Below are 20,918 nucleotides of genomic sequence, written 5' to 3' on the forward strand. Positions count from 1 at the left end.
ATAGGGGGTTCATGAGTGATCTACCGACGTCGCACATCCGCAGACTGCTCGGCGCCACGGACCGCCTCGCGTTCAGCCGGGTGGCCGCCCGCTCCTGGCCGGCGGCCCAGCCCGTCCTGCCGCGGCTGAGCCGCAGCGCCGACCACGGACTGCTGTGGTTCGGCATCGCCGCGGGGATGTGGGCGTTCGGCGGCGCACGCGGCAGGCGCGCCGCGGTGCGCGGTGTCGCCTCCCTGGCGCTCGCGTCGGCCACGGTCAACACCCTGGGCAAGAGCGCGGTGCGCCGCTCCCGGCCGGTCCTCGACACCGTGCCGGTGATACGGCACCTGTCCCACCAGCCGATCACCAGCTCCTTCCCCTCCGGGCACTCGGCCTCGGCGGCGGCCTTCGCCACGGGTGTGGCCCTGGAGTCGCGGGGAATGGGCGCGGCCGTGGCCCCGATCGCGGCGTCCGTCGCCTTCTCCCGCGTCTACACCGGCGTGCACTACCCCAGCGATGTCCTGGTCGGCGCGGCCCTCGGCGTGGGCGCCGCCTACGCGGTGCGCGGCATGGTGCCCTCCAGGGCGCAGCTGCCGCCGCCCGCACGCCCCCGTACGGACGCGCCCGCGCTGCCGGAGGGCGAGGGCCTTGTCGTGGTGGTCAACCCCTCCTCCGGGGCGCAGCCGCAACTCCTTGACCCTGTAAGGCAGTTGAAGACCGCCCTGCCCCGCGCGGAGGTCATCCTCTACGAGGAGGAGGCGGGGCCGCTGCCCAAGGTCCTGGAGGAAGCGGCCAGGGACGCGGCCCGGCGCGGCGGCGTCTTCGGCGTGTGCGGGGGAGACGGCACGGTGAACGCCGCCGTGACCCCGGCCCTGAAGTTCGACGTGCCGCTGATGGTCCTGCCCGGCGGTACGTTCAACCACTTCGCCGCCGACCTGGGCGTCGACACGGTCGCGGACGCCTGCGCCGCCCTCGCCACGGGCAGCGCCGTGCGGGCGGACGTCGGCCGGGTCAAGCCGCTGGCCGGGATCGGTCCTGACGGCCGGACGTTCTCCGAGCCGGTGTACTTCCTGAACACGTTCAGCCTCGGCGCCTACCCCGAGCTCGTACGCATCAGGGAGGAGTGGTCCCCGAAGATCGGCGGCCCGCCCGCCGCCCTGCTCGGCGTCGCCCAGATCCTGCACACCGGGAAGCCGTTGCGCGCGGTGGTGAACGGCAAGGCGCGGGACATGTGGCTGCTGTTCGCGGGCAACGGCGCCTACCGCAGCACCGGCATCGCCCCGGTGCGCAGGCACGACCTGGCCGACGGACTGCTCGACGTCCGTATCGCGAACGGCGGGAGCTTCGCCCGCAGCCGCCTGCTCGCCGCGGCACTGGCCGGACAGCTGGCCAAGACCCGTCTGTACGCGTCGGCCAAGGCGCAGCGTCTGCTGATCTCGGGCCTGCCCGAGGAAACCCAGATGGCGTACGACGGCGAACTCGCCCCCGCGCCCGCCTCGCTGCTCCTCGACAAGCTCCCCGAGGCGCTCACCGTGTACCGGCCTACCCCCGACTGACGCCGACGGTGCCGTGCCGCGGGCATGCGGGGTGTTACGCCAAGCGGAGCATTCGGCGTGCGCGCCGGGCCCGCCGCCAGTGTGCTGGCCCTCATGGGCTATGACATAGACAGCCCGCGTGAAGCGGGCAGCACACGACGTGACGTACTGACCGTCGCCGCCGGTCTCATGGCAGGCGGCGCGCTCACGGTGGCGGGACGCCCGGCGCACGCCGCCGAGTCCGAGTCCGGCGACGGCTGCGGCGTCGGCTACGACGCGGAGTTCGAGGAGGCCCTCGCCGAAGGGGACGAGGCGGTCCCGGAGACCCGCTCGCTCGCCCCGGAGAAACCCCGCCGGAGATTCACCCTGCCGCTGCGCCGGCGCTACCGCGTGAGCGCCCGCTACGGCGTGCGCGGCGACTGGGCCGCCGGGCACCACACCGGCATCGACCTCGCCGTCCCGAAGGGCACCGCGGTCCATGCGGTCGGCTCGGGCACCGTCGTCCTCGCGCGCTGGTCGGGGGCGTACGGCAAGGCGGTGACGGTGCGGATGCGGGACGGGCACTACGCCGTGTACGCGCACCTCTCCCGCATCTCGGTGCGCCGGGGCGCCCGCGTCGGCACCGGCGACCGGCTCGGCAGGAGCGGGGCCACGGGCCGTGCCACCGGGCCCCACCTCCACCTGGAGATCCGGTCCCGGCGCGGCTACGGGTCGGACATCAATCCGGTCCGCTATCTCGCGAAGCGCGGGGCCCGGCTGTTGTGAGACCAGGGGCACGGTGACGCAGTACTTACCGTCGAGTAAGGTCGGGCCTCCGTCACCACTCGAGGAGGCAGCATGTCGCTGGTGCCCCGTTCGCCCCTGCTCCTGGCCGGTCTGCTGGCCGGGGCGGGCGTCGCTCATCTCGCCGCCCCGAAGGCGTTCGACGCCACCGTGCCGCGTTCCCTGCCCGGCTCGCAGCGGAGCTGGACGTACGGCAGCGCGGTGGTCGAGTTCGCGCTCGCGGCCGGAGTGGCGCTGCCCCGCACCCGGCGCCCCGCCGCGCTTGCCACGGCGGCCTTCTTCGTCGGCGTGTTCCCCGCCAACGTGAAGATGGCGGTGGACTGGCAGAGCCGCCCCGCCCCGCTCAAAGCCGCGGCGATCGGCCGCCTCCCGCTCCAGGTTCCGCTCGTGCTGTGGGCCAGGAACGTGGCAGGGGCGGCCCGTCGCGCGTCCTAGCCCTGGCTCACGGTGCTGCGGCCCGCGACCGCCGTGGAGGTCGCCGTGGTGTGCGCCAGGCGCGCCGTCCGCGTCGGGACGTCGACCGTGTAGGTGTCCACGGTCATGGCCCGCTCGGAGACCTTGAGGACCATGAACCCCACGTCGGAGAAGTTCTGCCAGGCGGCGGGGTGGTCGAAGTGGGCGCGGCCGTCACCGGACTTGGCGGCCGCCCCGCAGACGATCTGGCGGGTGCCTGCCGTGCGGGTCGTGGGCTCCAGGACCTGCAAGGTGTGGTCGTGCCCGGACAGGATGAGATCGGCCCGGCCGCACACCACCTGCTCGTACAGCTCCTTGAGGTGGATCCCGCTCGTGTAGTGGCCGATGACGAACCCGTCGTACGAACCGGCGCTGCCGTGCTTGCCGTTGTTCAGGTAGGGGTGGTGGCCCAGAACCACCTTCCAGCGCGCCCGGGACGCGGAGAGCGCGGTGTCCAGCCACTGCCGCTGGTCGCGCATGTAGGGGCCGTCCCACCGGTAGTGGGGCGAGATCTGGGCGACCGTCGAGGCCACGGGGTTGGTGTCGAGGGCGAAGAACTCCACCACGGGGTCGCCGCGGCCGGGCCCGTCGGCGGAGGGCAGCGCGACGTTGTAGTAGCGGCTCGGCATGTACCAGCGCGGCGAGGAGGCCGCGTAGGAGACCTCGCGGTCGCCGCGCGCCGGGTCACCGCCGCTGCCCGGGATCAGGCCCGAGCAGTCGTGGTTGCCCAGGACCATGAGCCAGGGGACGTCGATGCCGGTGTTGGGCGTCTCGAACTTGTCCCGGAACTCCGAGTCGTGGTCGGACTCCGGCCCGTTCTCGTAGATGTTGTCGCCCAGGCCGACGGCCAGCGAGATCCCCTCGTCGCGGCACACACGCCGGGCGGCCTCGGTCACGGCCAGCTGCTCATCGCCGCCGGTGCCGGCGTCCCCGGTCACCAGGACGGCGAACTCCCCGTTCAGGTTCGGCTCGTCGGGGAAGGGGAACCTCGCGACGCCCTGCGCGGCGGCGGCCCGGCGCGCGCCGGACGGCAGCACGGCGAGCGCGGCACCGGCGGCGGCACCGCCGAGCAGCGTGCGGCGGTGCAGCGTGAGCGCCTGCGGCCCCCACTTGTCGGCGAGATCCGCGGCGAGCGGCGCGTCGGCCCGCAGCCACTGCTTCTCGGTCAGATCCGCCCGCGGCGGTATCAGTTCGTCATCGCACATCCGAGCGTTCTCCCATATCGACCCGGACAGGGGAAGACGATCAGACGAATTGCCGGTGGCGATCTTCTGCCGGGCAGCCGGGCCCGCTCTGGACCGCCCGGCCGAACTGGCCGAGGGTGGACGGATCCCGATCGCCACGGTGAAGGAGCAGGCCGCACATGTCCGAACAGCACAACCCCGCATCACCCCTGGCCGGAATGAAGGTCGTGGACCTCTCCAAGATCCTCGCGGGGCCCTACGTCACCATGTCCCTCGCCGACCTCGGCGCGGACGTCGTCAAGGTCGAGCACCCTCAGGGCGGCGACCCGACCCGCGCCTGGGGCCCGCCCTTCAACGGCCCCGACGCCACCTACTATCTGGCGGCCAACCGCAACAAGCGCTCGGTGACCCTGGACCTCAAGTCCCCCGAGGGACAGGAGGCCGTACACCGGATGCTCGCCGACGCGGACGTCCTGGTGGAGAACTTCCGCCCCGGCAGCTCCCTGGCCGACGTCTTCGACTACCGCACCCTCAGCGAGCGCTACCCGCGCCTGGTCCTGCTCCACATCTCGGCCTTCGGCGATACCGGGCCACTTCGCGACGAGCCGGGGTACGACATGGTCGCGCAGGCGAGCGCCGGTCTGATGTCCCTCACGGGCGAGCCGGACGGACCGCCCGTCAAGGCCGGTTACGCCATGGGCGACCTGGGCGCCGCCCTCTTCGGCCTCATCGGCGTCACATCGGCCCTCGTCGAGCGCGAACGCACGGGACGCGGGCAGTACGTCACGACCTCCCTTTACGAGTCGCAGCTCGCCCTGCACATCAACTGGGCCACCGGCTACTTCGCCACCGGGGAACGCCCCGCCCGCCTCGGCTCGGGCCATCCCAGCCTCGTCCCGTACCAGGCCTACCCGGCCGCCGACGGCCACTTCGTGATCGCCGTCGGCAGCGACGGGCTCTTCCGCCGCCTGAGTCGGACGCTGGGCCACCCCGAGTGGGCCGACGACCCGCGCTTCGCCACCAACCGCGCCCGCGTCACCCACCGGCGTGCCCTCAACGCCAAGCTGGAAGCCGTCCTCGTCGACGAAACGGTGGCCCACTGGTGCGCGCTGCTCAAGACGCACGGTGTCCCCGTCGCCCCCATCCGCACCCTCGACGAGGTCTACGACTGCCCGCAGACCGAAGCGCTCGGCATGGTCCAGAAGGTCGACCACCCGGACGTGGGCCCGCTGCGGCAGGTCGCCTTCCCCGTCAGCTTCCGCGGCGAGCGCCCCGCCGTACGCACCGCACCGCCCACTCTCGGCCTGCACAGCAGGGAGGTGCTCGCCGAACTCGGTTACGACGAAGCGGACATCGACCGTCTGCTCGACCACCCGCAAGGAGCCTGACCCCGGCCGACGGCTGACGGCCGACGGCCGGGGCGCTCTAGGCGCCGAGTTCGTGGAGCGCGGCACCCACCAGCGTCTGGACGCCGGGCAGCAGGACCGAGAGGTCAGGGGCGAACAGAGGGCTGTGGTTGCCCGGCACGCCGGTGATCTTCTCGGCGAGTTCCCTGCCCGGCGCGGCCTGCCAGGTGGCGTGCGTCGTCGAGGGCACGAACCAGAAGCTGTAGGGCACCCCGGTGGGCACGAGGAGGGAGAAGTCCTCGCTGCCCATCGCGGGGCCGAAGTCGAACACGCTGTCCTTGCCGAAGATTTCACGGTGCACGGCCGTGATGTCCGCGTCGAGCGCGGCGTCGTTGACGGTGGCGGGGAAGCTCGCGCCGACGGTCACCTCGGGCGGCGTGGGGCACCCGGCCGCCCGGCACTCGCCCTCGACGATGCGGCGGACGGCGGCCAGGACCCGATCGCGCACCGCCACGTCCTGCGTACGGAGGTTGAGGCCGAGCCGGGCCTCCGCCGGGATGATGTTGGGCCGCTGCCCCGCGTGGAACTGCCCGGTCGTGAGCACCACCGCATCCGACGCGGACACCTCGCGGGAGACCACGGTCTGCAGCCGGGTCACGATGTACGCGGCCGTCACCACCGGATCGACGGTGGCCTCAGGCCGTGAACCGTGGCCACCGACGCCGTGCACCACGATCTCCACGTTGTCCGCGGCCGACATGATCAGCCCCGGCGTGTGGGCGAAGAAACCCGCCGGGCCGGGGGCGACATGCTGGCCGAAGACCGCGTCGGGGCGTGGGAAGCGTTCCTGCAGCCCGTCGGCGACCATCGCGGCCGCCCCGCCGCCCGCCTCCTCGGCGGGCTGCCCGATCACCACGAGCGTGCCCGACCAGGTCTCGCGGGCCGCCGCGAGCGCGTCGGCGGCGAACGTCAGCCAGGTCACGTGCGTGTCGTGGCCGCAGGCGTGCATGACGCCGTCGACGGTGGAGGCGTACGCGAGGCCGGTGGTCTCCTTGACCGGCAGCGCGTCCATGTCGCCGCGCAGCCACACCACGGGCCCGTCACCGTTCGCCAGGACACCCACGACCCCCGTGCCGCCCACGCCGGTGGTCACCGCGTACCCGGCGCCGCGCAGCCGTTCGGCGAGGATGCCGGCCGTGCGGTGCTCCTGGAAGGAGAGCTCGGGATGGCGGTGCAGGTCCTGGTAGTAGGCCTCCAGGTCGCTGGCCCGCAGCCCTGAGGTCACGTCCAGGGCCAGGCTCGCTGCGGTGGCTGCCATCGGTATCCGGCTCCTTGCGTTCGAGGCGTTCTTCGAGCGTTCTTCGAGGCGTACGAGGCGTTCGGAGGTACGAGATCACCTTCGCACAGCGTCCGCGGCCTCGCGCCGGGCGTGCAGTTCCCGCTGGACGCGGGCGACATCATCGGCGTACGGGCGGTAGAGCAGGGTCAGGAACGCGCCGTTGACCAGCATGAGGAACACCAGGACCCACAGGAATACCGCGCGCAGGCCGATGGCGTCGCCGAGGAACCCCGCGCCGAGACTGAAGCCGGCCCAGGCGATCGCCTCGAAGACGGAGACGTAGACCGCGAAGGCGGCGCCGCGCAGCTCGGGCGGCGTGATCGCCATGACCATGGGCCGGTTGACGCTCGGGTTGACTCCCTGCGCCGCGCCCATGAGGGCGAAGAAGACACCGAACAGGGCGATGCTGCCGTAGTCGAACTGCGTACCGAAGTAGGCGACGAGAGCGAACACGAACTGGGCCGTCTGCAGGACCGCGACCAGGCCGTGGCGAGGGCTGCGCCGATGGGCCCAGTCGGCCGTGACACCGCCCAGGAGCGTGCCGAGGAAGTAGCCGATGCCGAAGGGCAGCAGCACGATCGAGGCCTTCTGGGTGCTGAAGCCGTACACGTCCACCAGGAAGACCACTCCGAACGTGCCCACCAGGAGATGGCCCGACATCAGCCGCGATATCAGCAGGACGACCAGGCTGCGGATCCCGAGCAGCGAGAGCGCCTTGTCCCATGTGAGCTTCGAGTGGGCCTCGCGCGTGGCCCGGTCGAGGTCGGCGAGCTGTTCCTCGGCCGCTCCCCGTCCCGGATCGCGGAACCACACCCACAGTCCGATGCCGAGCAGGATGTTGAAGGCGCCGATGCCCCACAGGCCCCAGCGCCAGCCGTCGTCGACGCCCGCGAGCTGGCCCTTGAGCGGGCCGATCCCGGCGCTGACCAGGGAGACCGCACCGTAGACCACGCCGACCGCGCGACCGCGGGACGAGCCGCCGAAGAGGTCGCCGATCAGCTCGGTGATGATGGGGTGCGCTGCCGCGTAGCCCGCCGCCAGGACGGTGTAGAGGACCAAGAGCTGGCCGAAGTTCTGCGAGAAGCCCGCGGCCACGCCCCAGACGCCCCAGAGCCCGGTGGCCACGACCAGGACGCTCTTGCGCGACCAGCGCTGGGCCGCCCACACCCACAGGGGCCCGGTGAACGCGCCCGCGATCTTGCCCGCGGCGGTCAGGATGCCGAGGGCGCCGAGCGAGACCCCCAGGGACTGCCGGATGAGCGGGAACAGGCTGCTGACCAGGCTCGCCTCGGTGCTGTCGACGAGCATGGTGCCGCCGAGCAGGGACAGCTGCCGCCAGCGCCCCTTGACCTTGACCTCGGATCCGGGCATGACGGTGCTCTGGCTAAGCTCGGGCATCGCGCCATCTCTTTTCTCTGCGATTTTCTTGGCGGGAGATCTGCGGGGGAGACGGAGGGCGAACGCCGGTGGCGGGGCTGCAACCCCGTCACCGGCTCAAGTGGCCCTGAAGAGCTCAGAGTTGTGCGAGTTCCTCGGCGACACGGCGGAGACCCGGCGCCGGGAACAGTGCTCCCGCCATCGCGGCGACGTCGATGAGCGGTGTGGCGCCCAGCATCTGGAGGAGCTCGGAGTCGACGACGCCGGGCAGATGCTTGCGCAGCACCTCGACGGCGACCGGATCGGAGAGCAGGGCCTTGAGGGGCGTACGCAGCGAGAGACGGCCCTCGGGGTAGTCCTCGGCGCGGGGGAGCGGCTGGGCGGCCCGCTGTGCCTGCTCGCGCTGGGAGCGGACCAGCAGATGCCGCTCGGTCACCGGCCCCTCGGCGGGCAGCCCCAGACGTTCGTACTGGCTGGGCGGGGCGTCGTTCGCCCGCATCAGCTCCACCATCAAGGTGGCCATGCGCAGTTCGGCCGCGTCGTCGACCAGCGGCGAGCTCTGCTCCGGATCGGTTTCCAGGTCGAAGAGGAGCGTGCCGTGGTGATACGGGTTCACGAGGGTGCGGCCCGGCACGCGCAGGGTGCGGACGCCCTTGGTGAAGTCGAACGGCTCGGTCAGTTCCAGGTCCGCGAGCTCGGCGGGGGAGAAGCGGCCCCGCATGTGTGTGGGCATCAGGGTGTGTTCGTACAGGGGCGCGTTGTCGGGTGATGCGGGCGCCCGCATGTAGACGTGGCGGCCGTCGGTGACGTTGACGTGCCCGCCGTGCATGCCGAACAGGCCCGCCTCGCGTACGGGGGTGTCCTCGGCGATGGGCAGCGGCTCGCCCCGCATGTCGCCAGGGCGGTCGACCCCGAAGAACTCCAGGAACGTCGGGGCCAGATCGACGCTCTGCACCAGCGCCTCGTGCCGTGCCCCGGCGTTCGCCGTGCGCGGATCCCATGCGAAGAGCGGCAGATGGACGAGTTCGTTGAACCACGGCTGGACGCTCTTGCCCCACCAGCCCTTCTCGCCGAGCAGCAGGCCGTGGTCGGTGTTGACGATCAGCAGCGTGTCGTCCCACAGGTTCAGCTCGTCCATGGTGTCGAGGACCCGGCCCAGCGAGTGGTCGCACATCGACAGGAGTGCCCCGTACTCGAAGCGCGCGTGTTCCACCTGGTCGCCGGTTTCGACCACCCGCTTGTAGTCGGGCCAGTCGAAGTGCGGGCCTTCGTAGTCGTGCGGATAGAGGTCCTTGTAGGGCTGGTGGCTGAAGAACGGCTCGTGCGGGTCGAAGGTCTCGATCTGGACGAACCACCGGTCGGCGTCCTGGTTGGTGCGGACGAACTCCAGGCCCGCGTCGAAGGTGAGGGTCTGCGGGTGCCGGTCCTCGGTCGCCATGTGGGGGCGGTTCACCCAGTCCTGGCGGTAGACGCCGAAGCGCATCCGCTTCAGGTCTTCGGGTATGTCGGGCTCGGTGACCTGTCCCTTCCAGGGGTCGCCCTCCTGGCCGCGGAAGAACTCCCAGGTGTTGTAGCGGCCGTGATAGGTGGCGCCGCCGTCCTCCCAGTAGTGCGGGTGGTCGCTGACGAGGTGGGTGTAGACGCCGTTCTGCTTGAGGAGTTCGGGCATCGAGTCGTCGAACGGCTCAAGGGGGCCCCAGCTGCGGTGCAGGAAGTTGTGCCGCCCGGTGTGGATCTCGCGGCGGGCCGGCATGCAGGGCATCGAGCCCGCGTACGCGTTGTCGAAGGTGACGGCCCGTCCCGCGAGGCGGGCGAAGTTGGGTGCGTGGGTCCAGTCGCCTCCGTAGGGCGGCAGCATGTGCCGGTTGAGGCTGTCGAACATCACCATGATCGCCTTCATCGGAGGGGCTTCCCTTCGGTCAGGCTGTGCCGGGTCTGTTCCAGCCAGGCGACCCAGCGGTCCATGGCCGCCGCGCCGAGCCCGTGCAGGGCGTTGTGGATCTCCAGGTCCAGGTCCCGGTCGAGTCCGGGTGCCGGATCCTCGTAGCGCAAGGTGCGGTCGCGGCCCCGGTTCTCCGCGATCTGCCGTCGCCGGTAGTCGAGTTCGGTCTCGACGAGCCGGATCGTCGCGTCCCTGTCGAGCGGCCCGGTGATGCTGAGCCGGGCGATGAAGTCGATCTCCTGGAAGCGGCTCGGCGGCTCGTAGGGCGAGCGCACCCACTCCAGGAGCACCTCGTGACCGAGGGGCGTGAGCCGGTACACCTTGGCGTCGGGGCGGCCCTCGCGCGCGTCGATCTCGTGCCGGACCCAGCCGTCGGCCTCCATCTGGCCGAGCTTCCGGTAGATCTGGCTGTGGTGGGCCCGCGCCCACAGGAACTGCCCCTCGGTCTCCAGCCACTTGCGCAGGTCGTAGCCGCTGTAGGGGCGCCGGGTCAGCAGACCAAGCAGGACGTACTCGAACTTCACGGGCGCGGGCTCCTCTGCGTGACACGTATGTGCGGCTTCAGCTATGTGCGACTTCACCTATGTGAGGATTCATATACTCGCGCGGTGGCGACGTCAATGGATGCCGCGCGTCCGGCGTCAGTTCAGGGACTTCCAGAAGCCGTACCGGTGGTCATCGGCGAAGTTCACCGGGCCGATGCCGTCCGGGCCCGAGGCGAGGGCCTGCGTGTGGGGGTCGGTGGGGGTGGTGGGCTTCCAGTCGGCCCTGCCCGTGCGGGCGAAGTCGGTCCAGATGCGGATCATCGCGTCGGAGAGGTCGCGCTGGGCGGGGTCGAGCTTCTCGTAGTCGTCGATCTCGAAGAGGTAGGGGAGCTCGAAGAGGTGCCCGGCGCCTGCCGGGAAGCCGGGCTTCGGGTATGCCGGGTCCGCGTACCAGGGGGTCTCCTTCTCGGCGAACTCGTAGGAATAGGTGGGTACGTGCGTCGCCAGCGCGCGGCCGGTGTCGATGGCGGGCGTGGCGTAGAGGGCGTCGGTGAGGGCTGCGGCGAGGGCCAGGGCGGGGGTGTTGTCGTAGGCGCTGACGGGGTAGCGCTCGGCGACGGTCGCGGCCTTCTCCTCGCCGAACTCCTCCTCCAGACGGGCCCGGTAGTCGGCGGCGTCGATCGTCGCGTCGGGGTCACCGGTGGCCTGCTTCTTGGCCAGCTCCATCCCGTAGACCATCGCCCGCTGCTCGTCGCGGTTGATGCCCTGCAGGACCGGGACCTTGTTGAACCGGCCGGTCGCGAACGCCTCCTCGGGCGTCAGCGGCAGCAACTTGCCGCCGTAGACGGGGGAGTAGTGCGGGCCCTGCCCGAAGGGGTGGATCAGATTCTCGACCGGCGCCTTGCGCCAGTCCTTGACGCCGGGCTCCTTCTCGATGGCGGCGGCCGTCTGCTTTCCCTGCCGCAGTGCGGCCTCGCGGCTGGTCTTGCCGTCGGCGCTCGCGCAGGGACCGCTCTGCGAGATGACCCGGTCGAAGAGGCCCGCGGAAGAGGGGGCGACCAGGTGGGCGCAGGTGCTGTGGGAGCCGGCGGACTGGCCGAAGAGGGTGACGTTTCCGGGATCGCCGCCGAAGGCGGAGGCGTTGTACCGCACCCAGCGCAGGGCGGCCTGCTGGTCGAGGAAGCCGTAGTTGCCGGACTCGCCGCGCCGCTGGCCCTTCTGTCGATCCGCCTTCTGCCGATCACCCTTCTCCAGGTCGGGATGGGCGAGGTAGCCCAGGGCCCCGAGGCGGTAGTTGACGGTCACGACGATCACATCGCCCTGCGCGGCGAGCCGCTGCGCCCCGTGCATGGCGCCCTCGCCGTCGGTGTGGTCGCCCCCGTGCAGGTAGACCATGACGGGGCGGGGCTTGGTGGGCTCGGAGCGCGGGGTGGTGACGTTGACGAAGAGGCAGTCCTCGGTGTCGGATGCGGGCCCCGCGGGCGGAATGAGGCCGGTCTGCGGGCAGGCGGACCGCGGGGCGGTGGCGTCCTTGGTCCCGCGCCACTTCCCGGCGGGCGCGGTGGGAGCCCAGCGCCGCTCGCCGGTGGGCGGGGCGGCGTAGGGGATGCCTACGAAGGTGCGCACGGTGTCGGTGACGGTGCCGCGCACGGCGCCCTTGTCGGTCCGCATCACTGAAGGGCCGGCGCTGTTGCCGGTGCCGGTGCCGGTGCCGGTGCCGGTGCCGGTGCTGGTGCTGGTGTCGGCGGCGGTTGCCGTGCAGGTCAGGGCTGCCATGGTTCCGGTGGCGAGAGCGACGGCGATGGCTGTGTGTGCTGTTCGCTTCAACATGTAGACGAGCGTATGAATCCGCGGATTCCGCGAGCAGCCGGAGAGCCCCCGGACTCAGGGTGGTGCTGGCACCACCGTCACGACTGGCGCGGGGTGCTCCGCTCGTCGGCGGGCCGGGGAGCGGTGAGGTCGAGCAGCAGCATCGCGTCGTGGTCGGGTGTGCCCGGCTCCGCGACGTACACGCCCAGGCGCTGCCCGGGGGTGCCTTCCAGCTGCATGGCCTGGAAGCCGAGGGTGAGATCGCCGACCGTGGGGTGGTGGAAGGTCTTGGTCGCGTACTTGCGGCCCGTGACGTCGTAGCGCTCCCAAAGGCCCGCGAAGTCGGGGCTCTTGAGGAGGAGTTCGCCGACCAGCGTCGTCAGGTCGGGGGCGTCGGGGTCGGTGCCCGCCAGTGCGCGCAGGCGGGCGACGCAGCCGCGGATCTGGTTGTCCCAGTCGGTGAACACCTCGCGGGCGGCGGGGTGGAGGAAGAGGTAGCGGGCGAGGTTGCGCTGTCTGGCGGGCCAGTCGGCGATTCCGGCGTACAGGGCGAGGCCGCCGGGGTTCCAGGCGAGCAGGTCCATGCTGCGGCTGACCACGTACGCGGGGTGCGGGCGCATGGTCTCGAGGAGCAGCTGGATGTGCGGGCGCACGGTGCGGCCGGGGGCCGGGGGCGGCTCGGGGGCATACCGGGCGGCGCGGGCCGCCAGCTCGCGCAGGTGCTGGTGCTCGTCGTCGCCCAGGTGCAGGGCGCGGGCCAGGGCGTCGACGACCCCGGGGCTCGGCCGGGTCTCCTTGCCGCGCTCGAGGCGGGCGTAGTAGTCGATGCTGACCCCGGACAGCGTAGCCAGCTCCTCGCGGCGCAGACCGGGGGTGCGGCGGACGCCGGGGCCGGGGGTGAGGCCCGCCTGCCCGGGGCTTGTCTGGGTGCGGCGGGCGCGCAGGAAGCGTCCCAGCTCGGTGCCGCTGTGCTGCTCGGGTGCCATGACGCCAGTCTCACACCGCCGGGGCGTGAGCGACGGGCGCGAGGGGGGACCTGTCACACCGTGGCTGGCTGCTCCGTGGCACGACCCGGCCTTCCTGAAGATCGTGCGCGGCGGCACCGTGGATGACGTACCCGGGGACGTCCGAGCGGTTGCGCGCCCCGCGTCCGGAGCGGGAAATGACCAGGAGGAGGAGAACCGAGATGAAGAAGATCAAGCTGCGTGACCTGGAGGTCTCCCGGATCGGCCTCGGCGCGATGGGCATGTCCCACGGCTACACCGACTCCGGGACCGACGAGGCGGAGTCCGTGCGCACCGTGCACCGGGCCCTGGAACTGGGCGTCACCTTCATCGACACCGCCGAGATCTACGGCCCCTACACCAACGAGGAGCTTCTCGGCCGCGCGCTGAAGGGCCGCCGTGACCAGGTGGTGCTCGCGACGAAGTTCGGCCTCGTCTCGCACACGGGTCCAGACGCAGCAGTCGGTGCGGGCCCGGGTGCGGGCCCGGCGGCGTGGACACCGGACAGCAGCCCGGCCAACATCCGCGCCGCCGTCGAAGGCTCCCTCAAGCGCCTCGGCACCGACCACATCGACCTGTACTACCAGCACCGCGTGGACCCGAACACGCCCATCGAGGAGACCGCGGGGGCCGTGGCCGAGCTGATCGCCGAGGGCAAGGTCCGCGCGTTCGGCCTGTCCGAGGCCGGACCCGACACGATCCGCCGCGCCCACGCGGTCCAGCCGGTCACGGCCGTGCAGTCGGAGTACTCGCTGTGGACCCGCGGCCTGGAGGAGCGGGTGCTGCCGCTGCTGCGCGAGCTGAACATCGGCCTCGTGCCCTTCTCGCCGCTCGGGCACGGCTTCCTCACCGGCACGATCCGCTCAACGGACGACTTCGGGGAAGGCGACTTCCGGTACGGCAACCCGCGCTTCACCGGCGAGAACTTCCGGCGCAACCTGCGTATCGCCGACGAGGTCCGGGCCGTCGCCGAAGAAGCCGGTGCCACCCCCGCCCAGATCGCCCTGGCCTGGCTCCTCGCCCGGGGCGACGGCATCGCCCCCATCCCCGGCACCAAGCGCGTCCACCGGGTCGAGGAGAACACCGCCGCCGACGGCATCGCGCTGACCGCGGAGCAGATCGAGAAGCTCGGCAGCCTGCCGTCCGCCGCCGGGGAGACCCACCCAAAGAGCGCCCGCAAGTGGCTGGAGCGCTGACAACCGACCCCTCAGGCCCCGCCCCGATCAACGCAAGGAACACCATGCAGACCGTCACCCTGAACAACGGCGTCGACATGCCGATCCTCGGCTTCGGCGTCTATCAGATCCCCTCCGAGGACACCGAGCAGGCGGTGGGCGACGCCCTGGCCGCCGGTTACCGCTCCCTGGACACCGCCGCTTCCTACGGCAACGAGGAAGCCGTGGGCCGCGCGATCAAGAGCAGCGGCATCCCGCGCGACGACCTGTTCGTCACCACCAAGCTGTGGGTCTCCGACGCCGGCGAGGACAAGGCCGGGCGCGCCTTCGACACCTCGCTGCGCAAGCTCGGCCTCGACCACATCGACCTGTACCTGATCCACCAGCCCTACGGCGACGTCTACGGCTCCTGGCGCGCCATGGAGACCCTGCACCGTGAGGGCCGGGCCCGGGCGATCGGCGTCTCGAACTTCCACCCCGACCGGCTCGTGGACCTCATCGAGCACAACGAGATCACGCCCGCGGTCAACCAGATCGAGACGCACCCCTTCCACCAGCGCGCCACCGACCAGGCAGTCATGCGCGAGCGAGGCGTCCAGATCGAGTCGTGGGGTCCCTTCGCCGAGGGCCGCAACAATCTCTTCTCCCACCCGGTGCTCGGCGAGATCGCCGCCGCGCACGGCAAGTCGGTGGCGCAGGTGGTGCTGCGCTGGCTGGTTCAGCGGCAGGTCGTCGTGATCCCCAAGTCGGTGCGCGCCGACCGCATGGCGGAGAACATCGACGTCTTCGGCTTTGAACTCTCCGATGCCCAGATGGCGTCCATCGCCGCCCTGGACACCGGAACCTCACAGTTCTTCGACCACCGCGACCCGGTGATGGTCAGCCGACTCGGCACCGCGCCCCTGAACCACTGACACCAGGACGGCGAGGCGCCGCCGACGGTACTTCACCAGCCTGAAGGTCACCAAGTGACGCTCTGTGCAGCAAAGTTGATGTATTCGTGAGCCACGCTCAAGTACGCTCCGTGCGACATTGACCACCCGCCGCACAGCGGCCACGTCAGGCACGGGGGTGCGCGGATGAGCCGGGAACTGGGATTCGAGGGGCTCATCGAGGACGAGGGCTTCTTCCCCAGGCTGCTCGGCCGCAACGCCAGGGGCCGCGACGAGAAGCTGCTCTACGGGCCCGACCTGCCCGTCGTGCTGCTCACCGGCGGCCCCGGCATGGGCAAGCAGCGGCTCCTCGAACTGCTGCGGGACCGCTTCGGACGCAGGGTGCCGGTGGCGTACGCGGACTGCGCGGACGCACGGTATGCGGCGGAGGCCGGGCGGCGGCCCGCCTGCCGTTCGGAGGCGACGGAGACCATGTACGACGTCGCCCTGCGGATGAGCGAGTGGGAGGGGCCCGGCGGTGCGCTGCCCACGCCCCGCTTCTTCGCCGGAATGGCGGCGGTCGCCGCGGGCGCGCGGCTGCGGCGGCGCGATCTGGAACAGGAACTGGAGCGCTACCGCTCGCTGCTGCGGCCGCGCAGGGCGCTCGGCCGTTTCATGCGCAATCTGCTGACCGGCTACCTCTCCGCGCTCGCCGGAGTGGTCGCCCCCGCGGCGGCGCCGCTGGTGGGCGCGGGTCTCACGGAGTTCCTGGAGAAGCTGGCGAGCACCGGCGCCGAACCGGTGAAGGCCACCTACGGCGACTATCCCGGCGCCGCCGGCAGCGCGGGCACCGGCCTGCGGCTCCTCGCCCACGACTTCCAGGAGGGCGGCGAGGAGCGGCGGTTCGCGGAGGGTTTCCTCTTCCGCGCCCTGCGCGAGGACCTGGACGCCGCCTACACCGGCATCGGCGCCGCACTCAACCGGGTCGGCCGCCCCGCCGTGCTCCTGCAGCACGCCAACTGGCCCGTGGGCCGCGGGCTCCTGGCCGCGGCGCTCGCCGACCGGGCCGACGGCCACCGCGAGCGCACGGTCATCGTGGCGAGCGAACGGGTGGGAGAACCCCTGTTCCTGGCCGACGAGCCGCGCACCGAGGAACGCGCCTACTACCGGCCCGACCAGGAGGAGCCGCCCGGCTGGCGGCGGCTGCCCGCCCGCGGTCGCCTCGGCCAGGGCGTGCTGATGCTGCGGATGCCGCTGCTCACCACCGAGCACATCCACAAAGAGCTCCAGCAGCACACCGGCGGCGCACCCGAGGCGGCACGCCTGCGCCGGGCACAGAGCGCGGTGCACCGGCTCTCGGGCCGCCGCCCGCGGATGGTGCAGCGCCTGGTCGAGGCGGCCGGGGAGCTGCCGGAGCTGGACAACGACCGGGAGCTGCTCGACCAGCCCGCGGGGCTCGACGGCGCGCCCCTCGCCGTACGGGACGTACTGCTTGCCGAGCTGGTGCTGAGGCAGCTGCCCGAGCGGCTCCCCGTCGAGCACACCGGCCGCTGGCTCGACCTGCTGACCCAGCTGTCCGTCGCGCACACCGGTGACTGCGCCCGCGCCCTGCTGCGCAGCCCCGAGCTGGAACAACTGGCCGCCGGGCTCACCGCCGACGAGGTGGGCAGGTATCTCCACGAGAGCGGCTGGCCCGCCTGCGAGCGGCACTTCATCGGGGACTTCGGCCTGCGGCAGCTGCTGATGAGCAGGCTGCACGGACCGCCGGAAGCGGGCTCCGAATGGCGCCGCAACCACAGCCTGCTGCACGCGCACTACCGCAGCCGGGCGGAGTCCCCCGACCGCGCCTTCGGCACCACCGCGGCACACGGCCTCAACCACGACCTGGTCGCCAACGGCCCCGAACGAGCCGTGCACCACCTCGCCGCCAGGTTCCCGGCGGACGGCGTGGGCGCCGAGGAGTGGTGCGACCAGCTGCTCGCCCTCGCCCAGGCTCCCTCGCCCGGCGGCCTCGACGAGCGGCACGCCAGGATGACGGTGGCCCGCGTCCAGGGCACCAGGCTGGAGCGCCAGCTGGACGAGCTGCTGCACGCCGTCTGGCTCTGCGAGGAGCGCACCCGGCCGCCGGACATCGCGGCGGCGGACCGGATGGCGCAACTCCTTCAGGAGCTGGCCCGTGAGTATGCAGGGGCCGCGCCCGTCCTGACCGCACGAGCCGGGCGGTGGGACCGCCGCGCCCGCAACCGGCAGCCGCTGCAGTCCTGTTCCTGCACGTCCCACATCGGAGAGGGGAGCTGAGGGGATGTTCCAGACCGTCGCCGACCGGCTGCACGAGCACCTGTGGAACACGCTGCTGAAGAAGATCATCACGTGCGTTCTCGCCGCCCTCCTCGCCGTCGGGGCGTACGGCCTCGTGTCGCGCATCACCGAGCAGGCCGACGACTGCGCCGAGGGCGTCACCGAGTCCGGCGGCGAGTGCATCGGCGTCAACGGCTCCGGCTACGACTTCGGGGAGCCCGGCATAGCCCCGGTCGCCGCCCGGATAGCCGAGGAGAACCGCCGTATCGACAAGCAGCCGCACGTCACCGTGGCGATGATGCTGCCGCTGCAGCCCGACTCGAAGGCCGAGCGGCGGCAGTTGCGCAGCGAACTGCAGGGCGCGTTCCTGGCGCAGTACATCGCCAACCGGGAGCCGGGAAAGCCGGTGGTGCGGCTGGTGCTCGCCAACCCCGGCAAGGACTACCTGCGGCAGGACGAGCTGGTGCCGGACCTGGTGCGGATGGCCCACTCCGGGAGCGACAACCTCCGTGCGGTGACCGGCTTCAACCTCTCCCTGGACGCCACCAAGAAGGCCGTGCGCAGCCTCACCGAGCAGCAGGTGCCGGTGCTCGTGGCCCGGGCGTCGGCGAGCTCGCTGGCCAACCGGGAGAGCAAGGACGGAACGTACGACTTCAAGGGTCTCGCCCGGATCATCCCCACCAACGAGCAACAGGCCAGGGCGTTGGCCGCCTTCAACGGCAGCCGCAAGGACCGGCAGACCGTCCTGGTCCGCGACACCCGCCCCGACCCGTATGTGCGCTCGCTCGCGCGCGCCTTCCAGGGACTCCCCGAGGACGGCCCGGCGGGACCCGACGACATGACCTTCACGTCCCCCGGGGTCGCCGATCCCGGTGACGTCGACAACCAGTTCAGGCCGACGGTCAACACGATCTGCAACTCGGGCGCGGACACGGTCTACTTCGCGGGCCGCTCGACGCATCTGCGGCTGTTCCTGAAGCGTCTGGCCAAGGAGGCCTGCGGGGAGAAGAAGTTCACCGTGGTCTCCGGCTCGGACGCCGCCTCGCTGAACAACCGGATGACCGACGAGGACTGGGCCGAACTCCGGGACAGCTCCGGCAAACCGCGCCTGACCGTGCAGTACGCCGCACCGGCCCACCCCGATGCCTGGAGCACCGCGGTGCGGAACTGGCAGAACGACGAGAAGAAGCGCACCGGAAAGAAGCCGCCCGCCTCGCGGGCTCCTGCCTCACTGCGCGACCCGATGGTCGCGCTGGAGGAACTGAAGGGCACGATCAGCGAGCTGAAGTCCGCGGGCCGCGACATCGGCGGCGTGGAACTGGGCGACTCCCGCACCATGATGGTGCACGACGGGGTACGCACCGCGGTCGAGGCGATCCGCGGCGCGAAGCCCACCGGGGAGGCGGCGCCCACCGCCGAACAGGTGGGCAACCGCTGGGCCACGATGCAGTCGAAGAACCGCGTGAACGGCACCAGCGGCCGCATCTGCCTCACCAAGGCGGGCAACCCGTACGACAAGCCCCTCGCCGTCGTCAGGTTGCAGCCGGGCACGAAGGCGGGTCCGGGGACGCTGGCCTTCGTGGGCCTGGCCTGGCCGACCGGGAAACCGCAGCCGGAGGACTGTGTCGTACGCAGCGGGTAGGCACCTCAGCCCTTGACGGCGGCCGCGATCCGCTCGGCCGCCAGGGCGGGCGTGAGGTGTGTGGTGTCGACGACCTCGGCCGCGTCGTGCAGCCAGGTACGGGCTGCCTCGGCATAGGGCTCCAGGTACTTGAAGCGGAACGCGGAGGGGCCCATGACGGCATCCCCCTCGATACGCCCCCGCAGGGTTTCCGGGTCGGCATGGAGGGCGAAGTGCCGTACGGGAATGGAGTACTGGGCGAGACCCTCGCTGATCTCGCGCCAGTACTCCTCGACCAGGACGGTCATGGGCATCACGAGGGTGCCGCCGGTGTAGTCGAGCACGCGCCGGGCCGTCTCGACGACGAGCGGCCGCCAGGGCGGCCAGTGCTGGAAGTTGTCCGTACCGGGCAGCCCCGGCGTGATGTCCATGAGCGTCTCGCCGACCTTCTCGGCGTCGAACACCCTTGAGTCCGGGATGAGTTGCTGCACAAGCGCGCTGGTGGTCGTCTTGCCCGCGCCGTGCGTGCCGTTGAGCCATACGATCATGTCCCGCAGGCTAGCCTGCACGAGCGCAGGGCGGCCCGGAGTCCGTCAGTGGACCACGTCGAAGACGTTCTTCTGCAGCCCGTTGGCGTACGCCTCGTGCTCGACGAGGCGCAGCTTCTGCGCGTCCTTGTCCGTGTCGCTGAACAGCCGCTTGCCCGCGCCCAGCAGCAGCGGGAAGACGAGCAGGTGGTAGCGGTCGATCAGACCGGCGTCCGAGAGGTTCCGGTTCAGGGTGGCACTGCCGTGCACGATGATCGGCCCGCCCTCGGTCTTCTTCAGCTCGGCCACCTCGTCCAGCGAGCGCAGGATCGTGGTCGGCCCCCAGTCCGACACCAGGGCGCCCTCGGCGAGGCTGGTGGAGACCACGTACTTCGGCATCGGCTTGTAGTCGGCGAAGTCCTCCATGCCGGGCCAGACCGGGCTGAACGCCTCGTAGCTGATCCGGCCCATCATCATCGCGGCGGCCTCCTGCTGCTCCCGGCCCTTGATCTCGAACGCGTCGGGCAGGAACTCGATGTCCTTGAAGGTCCAGCCGGCGTTCCGGTAGCCGGCCTCGCCGCCCGGAGCCTCCACGACGCCGTCGAGCGAGACGAAGGCGGTGCTGATCAACGTACGCATCTCAAGGTCTCCTAGGTGAGTCGTCTTCGGCAGCCACGTGCCCGCTCTTGCGGCTTCATCCTCGCGGCTACGGGGTCAATGACCGAGAAGCGTGCCGGAACTAATCGGCGGCGTTACGCATGGCAGGCGGCAGGGCCATGGTCATCCCGGAGTACGGAAAGGCGTTGTCCGCTTCCGCCCGCTCGTTCTACCCTTGCGCCGAGGCCTGCCCCCAGCCCCCGGAAGGGCCCGACCGCACCGCTCGCGCTTCGGCATCGGGCGGAAGACATGTCGGTGACTCAAGACCGCCGGGTCCGTACCTCCTTGCAGCGGACGCACGGACACCGGCCCGTCCCACCGGTTGTTGCATCAGGGGGCCACTCCCGCGGTTCCCCGGTCACCGGTCGGTGCGGACACCTGCTCCCGGGGCGCCAGGGGGAGCCTGCCCCCGGGAGCGCCGCGGCCGCCGCCGCCGAATTCGGCGGCGGCCGCAGGCCCGGGCAGCGCCGTCCACTGCCGGAGCACAGCCTCTTTACCCGCCTCCCGTGAGCCGACACCTGCCCACTCTGTC

At 71.5% G+C, this 20,918-nt stretch carries 17 protein-coding genes; 8 read left to right on the forward strand and 9 right to left on the reverse strand.

From position 1 onward, the window contains the following. Positions 1–11: 11 nt before the first annotated feature. The 3 genes from ACWFR3_RS31505 to ACWFR3_RS31515 all read left to right on the forward strand — a co-directional run bounded on the left by ACWFR3_RS31505 (position 12) and on the right by ACWFR3_RS31515 (position 2,732). Complete coding sequence (locus ACWFR3_RS31505) at positions 12–1,535, forward strand: phosphatase PAP2 family protein (protein ID WP_453738063.1); 1,524 nt, start codon at positions 12–14, stop codon at positions 1,533–1,535. 57 nt (positions 1,536–1,592) lie between these two features. Continuing rightward, positions 1,593–2,279: a M23 family metallopeptidase gene (locus tag ACWFR3_RS31510; RefSeq protein ID WP_453738064.1), complete on the forward strand. Its 687-nt coding sequence runs from the start codon at positions 1,593–1,595 to the stop codon at positions 2,277–2,279. A gap of 72 nt (positions 2,280–2,351) precedes the next feature. After that, positions 2,352–2,732 (forward strand): DoxX family protein, encoded by a 381-nt coding sequence (locus ACWFR3_RS31515; protein WP_453738065.1) that lies wholly within the window; start codon positions 2,352–2,354, stop codon positions 2,730–2,732. Here the strand turns inward: ACWFR3_RS31515 and ACWFR3_RS31520 are convergent. Next, entirely contained in the window at positions 2,729–3,955 is a 1,227-nt protein-coding gene (locus ACWFR3_RS31520) for a metallophosphoesterase (RefSeq protein ID WP_453738066.1), read from the reverse strand. The two genes, ACWFR3_RS31515 and ACWFR3_RS31520, sit on opposite strands and share 4 nt — an antisense overlap. 158 nt (positions 3,956–4,113) lie before the next feature. Here ACWFR3_RS31520 and ACWFR3_RS31525 point away from each other — a divergent pair, with 158 nt between their 5' ends. Beyond that, a complete protein-coding gene (locus tag ACWFR3_RS31525; protein ID WP_453738067.1) occupies positions 4,114–5,322 on the forward strand; it encodes a CaiB/BaiF CoA transferase family protein in 1,209 nt (402 codons plus the stop codon). A gap of 37 nt (positions 5,323–5,359) precedes the next feature. Here the strand turns inward: ACWFR3_RS31525 and ACWFR3_RS31530 are convergent, their stop codons facing one another. The 6 genes from ACWFR3_RS31530 to ACWFR3_RS31555 all read right to left on the reverse strand — a co-directional run bounded on the left by ACWFR3_RS31530 (position 5,360) and on the right by ACWFR3_RS31555 (position 13,218). Next, entirely contained in the window at positions 5,360–6,598 is a 1,239-nt protein-coding gene (locus ACWFR3_RS31530) for an amidohydrolase (RefSeq protein WP_453738068.1), read from the reverse strand. Between the two features lie 75 nt (positions 6,599–6,673). Then, entirely contained in the window at positions 6,674–8,017 is a 1,344-nt protein-coding gene (locus tag ACWFR3_RS31535) for an MFS transporter (protein WP_453738069.1), read from the reverse strand. A gap of 115 nt (positions 8,018–8,132) precedes the next feature. Continuing rightward, a complete protein-coding gene (locus ACWFR3_RS31540) occupies positions 8,133–9,896 on the reverse strand; it encodes a sulfatase (RefSeq protein ID WP_453738070.1) in 1,764 nt (587 codons plus the stop codon). Continuing rightward, positions 9,893–10,462, reverse strand: a complete 570-nt coding sequence (locus tag ACWFR3_RS31545) for a PadR family transcriptional regulator (RefSeq protein WP_453738071.1) — start codon at positions 10,460–10,462, stop codon at positions 9,893–9,895. The genes ACWFR3_RS31540 and ACWFR3_RS31545 overlap by 4 nt, the downstream gene beginning before the upstream one ends. 117 nt (positions 10,463–10,579) lie before the next feature. Beyond that, positions 10,580–12,253 carry a carboxylesterase/lipase family protein gene (locus tag ACWFR3_RS31550; protein ID WP_453738072.1) on the reverse strand — a complete coding sequence of 558 codons (1,674 nt, stop codon included), beginning with the start codon at positions 12,251–12,253 and terminating at the stop codon, positions 10,580–10,582. Positions 12,254–12,330: 77 nt separating this feature from the next. After that, a complete protein-coding gene (locus tag ACWFR3_RS31555; protein WP_453738073.1) occupies positions 12,331–13,218 on the reverse strand; it encodes a helix-turn-helix transcriptional regulator in 888 nt (295 codons plus the stop codon). A gap of 200 nt (positions 13,219–13,418) precedes the next feature. Between ACWFR3_RS31555 and ACWFR3_RS31560 the strand changes: the two genes are divergently transcribed. From ACWFR3_RS31560 to ACWFR3_RS31575, 4 genes are all read left to right on the forward strand, one after another. Next, positions 13,419–14,432 carry an aldo/keto reductase gene (locus ACWFR3_RS31560; protein WP_453738074.1) on the forward strand — a complete coding sequence of 338 codons (1,014 nt, stop codon included), beginning with the start codon at positions 13,419–13,421 and terminating at the stop codon, positions 14,430–14,432. Positions 14,433–14,476: 44 nt separating this feature from the next. Then, positions 14,477–15,325, forward strand: coding sequence for an aldo/keto reductase (locus ACWFR3_RS31565; protein ID WP_453738075.1), 849 nt, complete (start codon positions 14,477–14,479; stop codon positions 15,323–15,325). A 165-nt stretch (positions 15,326–15,490) separates the two neighbouring features. Next, positions 15,491–17,581 carry a hypothetical protein gene (locus ACWFR3_RS31570; protein WP_453738076.1) on the forward strand — a complete coding sequence of 697 codons (2,091 nt, stop codon included), beginning with the start codon at positions 15,491–15,493 and terminating at the stop codon, positions 17,579–17,581. A 4-nt stretch (positions 17,582–17,585) separates the two neighbouring features. Further along, entirely contained in the window at positions 17,586–19,223 is a 1,638-nt protein-coding gene (locus tag ACWFR3_RS31575; protein ID WP_453738077.1) for an ABC transporter substrate-binding protein, read from the forward strand. 5 nt (positions 19,224–19,228) lie between these two features. On the opposite strand, the gene ACWFR3_RS31580 is transcribed toward ACWFR3_RS31575, so the two are convergent. Both ACWFR3_RS31580 and ACWFR3_RS31585 read right to left on the reverse strand, forming a co-directional pair. Further along, positions 19,229–19,750, reverse strand: coding sequence for an ATP-binding protein (locus ACWFR3_RS31580; protein ID WP_453738078.1), 522 nt, complete (start codon positions 19,748–19,750; stop codon positions 19,229–19,231). Positions 19,751–19,795: 45 nt separating this feature from the next. After that, positions 19,796–20,368 (reverse strand): dihydrofolate reductase family protein, encoded by a 573-nt coding sequence (locus ACWFR3_RS31585; RefSeq protein WP_453738079.1) that lies wholly within the window; start codon positions 20,366–20,368, stop codon positions 19,796–19,798. Positions 20,369–20,918: the final 550 nt, after the last annotated feature.

The sequence above is a fragment of the Streptomyces sp. NPDC055189 genome, assembly GCF_053606765.1.

Bases quoted from the DNA above. Each gene is read 5' to 3' on its own strand.
- ACWFR3_RS31505 (WP_453738063.1), top strand. From the start codon at position 12: ATGAGTGATCTACCGACGTCGCACATCCGCAGACTGCTCGGCGCCACG.
- ACWFR3_RS31515 (WP_453738065.1), top strand. From the start codon at position 2,352: ATGTCGCTGGTGCCCCGTTCGCCCCTGCTCCTGGCCGGTCTGCTGGCC.
- ACWFR3_RS31520 (WP_453738066.1), bottom strand. From the start codon at position 3,955: ATGTGCGATGACGAACTGATACCGCCGCGGGCGGATCTGACCGAGAAG.
- ACWFR3_RS31525 (WP_453738067.1), top strand. From the start codon at position 4,114: ATGTCCGAACAGCACAACCCCGCATCACCCCTGGCCGGAATGAAGGTC.
- ACWFR3_RS31530 (WP_453738068.1), bottom strand. From the start codon at position 6,598: ATGGCAGCCACCGCAGCGAGCCTGGCCCTGGACGTGACCTCAGGGCTG.
- ACWFR3_RS31535 (WP_453738069.1), bottom strand. From the start codon at position 8,017: ATGCCCGAGCTTAGCCAGAGCACCGTCATGCCCGGATCCGAGGTCAAG.
- ACWFR3_RS31540 (WP_453738070.1), bottom strand. From the start codon at position 9,896: ATGAAGGCGATCATGGTGATGTTCGACAGCCTCAACCGGCACATGCTG.
- ACWFR3_RS31550 (WP_453738072.1), bottom strand. From the start codon at position 12,253: ATGTTGAAGCGAACAGCACACACAGCCATCGCCGTCGCTCTCGCCACC.
- ACWFR3_RS31555 (WP_453738073.1), bottom strand. From the start codon at position 13,218: ATGGCACCCGAGCAGCACAGCGGCACCGAGCTGGGACGCTTCCTGCGC.
- ACWFR3_RS31560 (WP_453738074.1), top strand. From the start codon at position 13,419: ATGAAGAAGATCAAGCTGCGTGACCTGGAGGTCTCCCGGATCGGCCTC.
- ACWFR3_RS31565 (WP_453738075.1), top strand. From the start codon at position 14,477: ATGCAGACCGTCACCCTGAACAACGGCGTCGACATGCCGATCCTCGGC.
- ACWFR3_RS31570 (WP_453738076.1), top strand. From the start codon at position 15,491: ATGAGCCGGGAACTGGGATTCGAGGGGCTCATCGAGGACGAGGGCTTC.
- ACWFR3_RS31575 (WP_453738077.1), top strand. From the start codon at position 17,586: ATGTTCCAGACCGTCGCCGACCGGCTGCACGAGCACCTGTGGAACACG.
- ACWFR3_RS31580 (WP_453738078.1), bottom strand. From the start codon at position 19,750: ATGATCGTATGGCTCAACGGCACGCACGGCGCGGGCAAGACGACCACC.
- ACWFR3_RS31585 (WP_453738079.1), bottom strand. From the start codon at position 20,368: ATGCGTACGTTGATCAGCACCGCCTTCGTCTCGCTCGACGGCGTCGTG.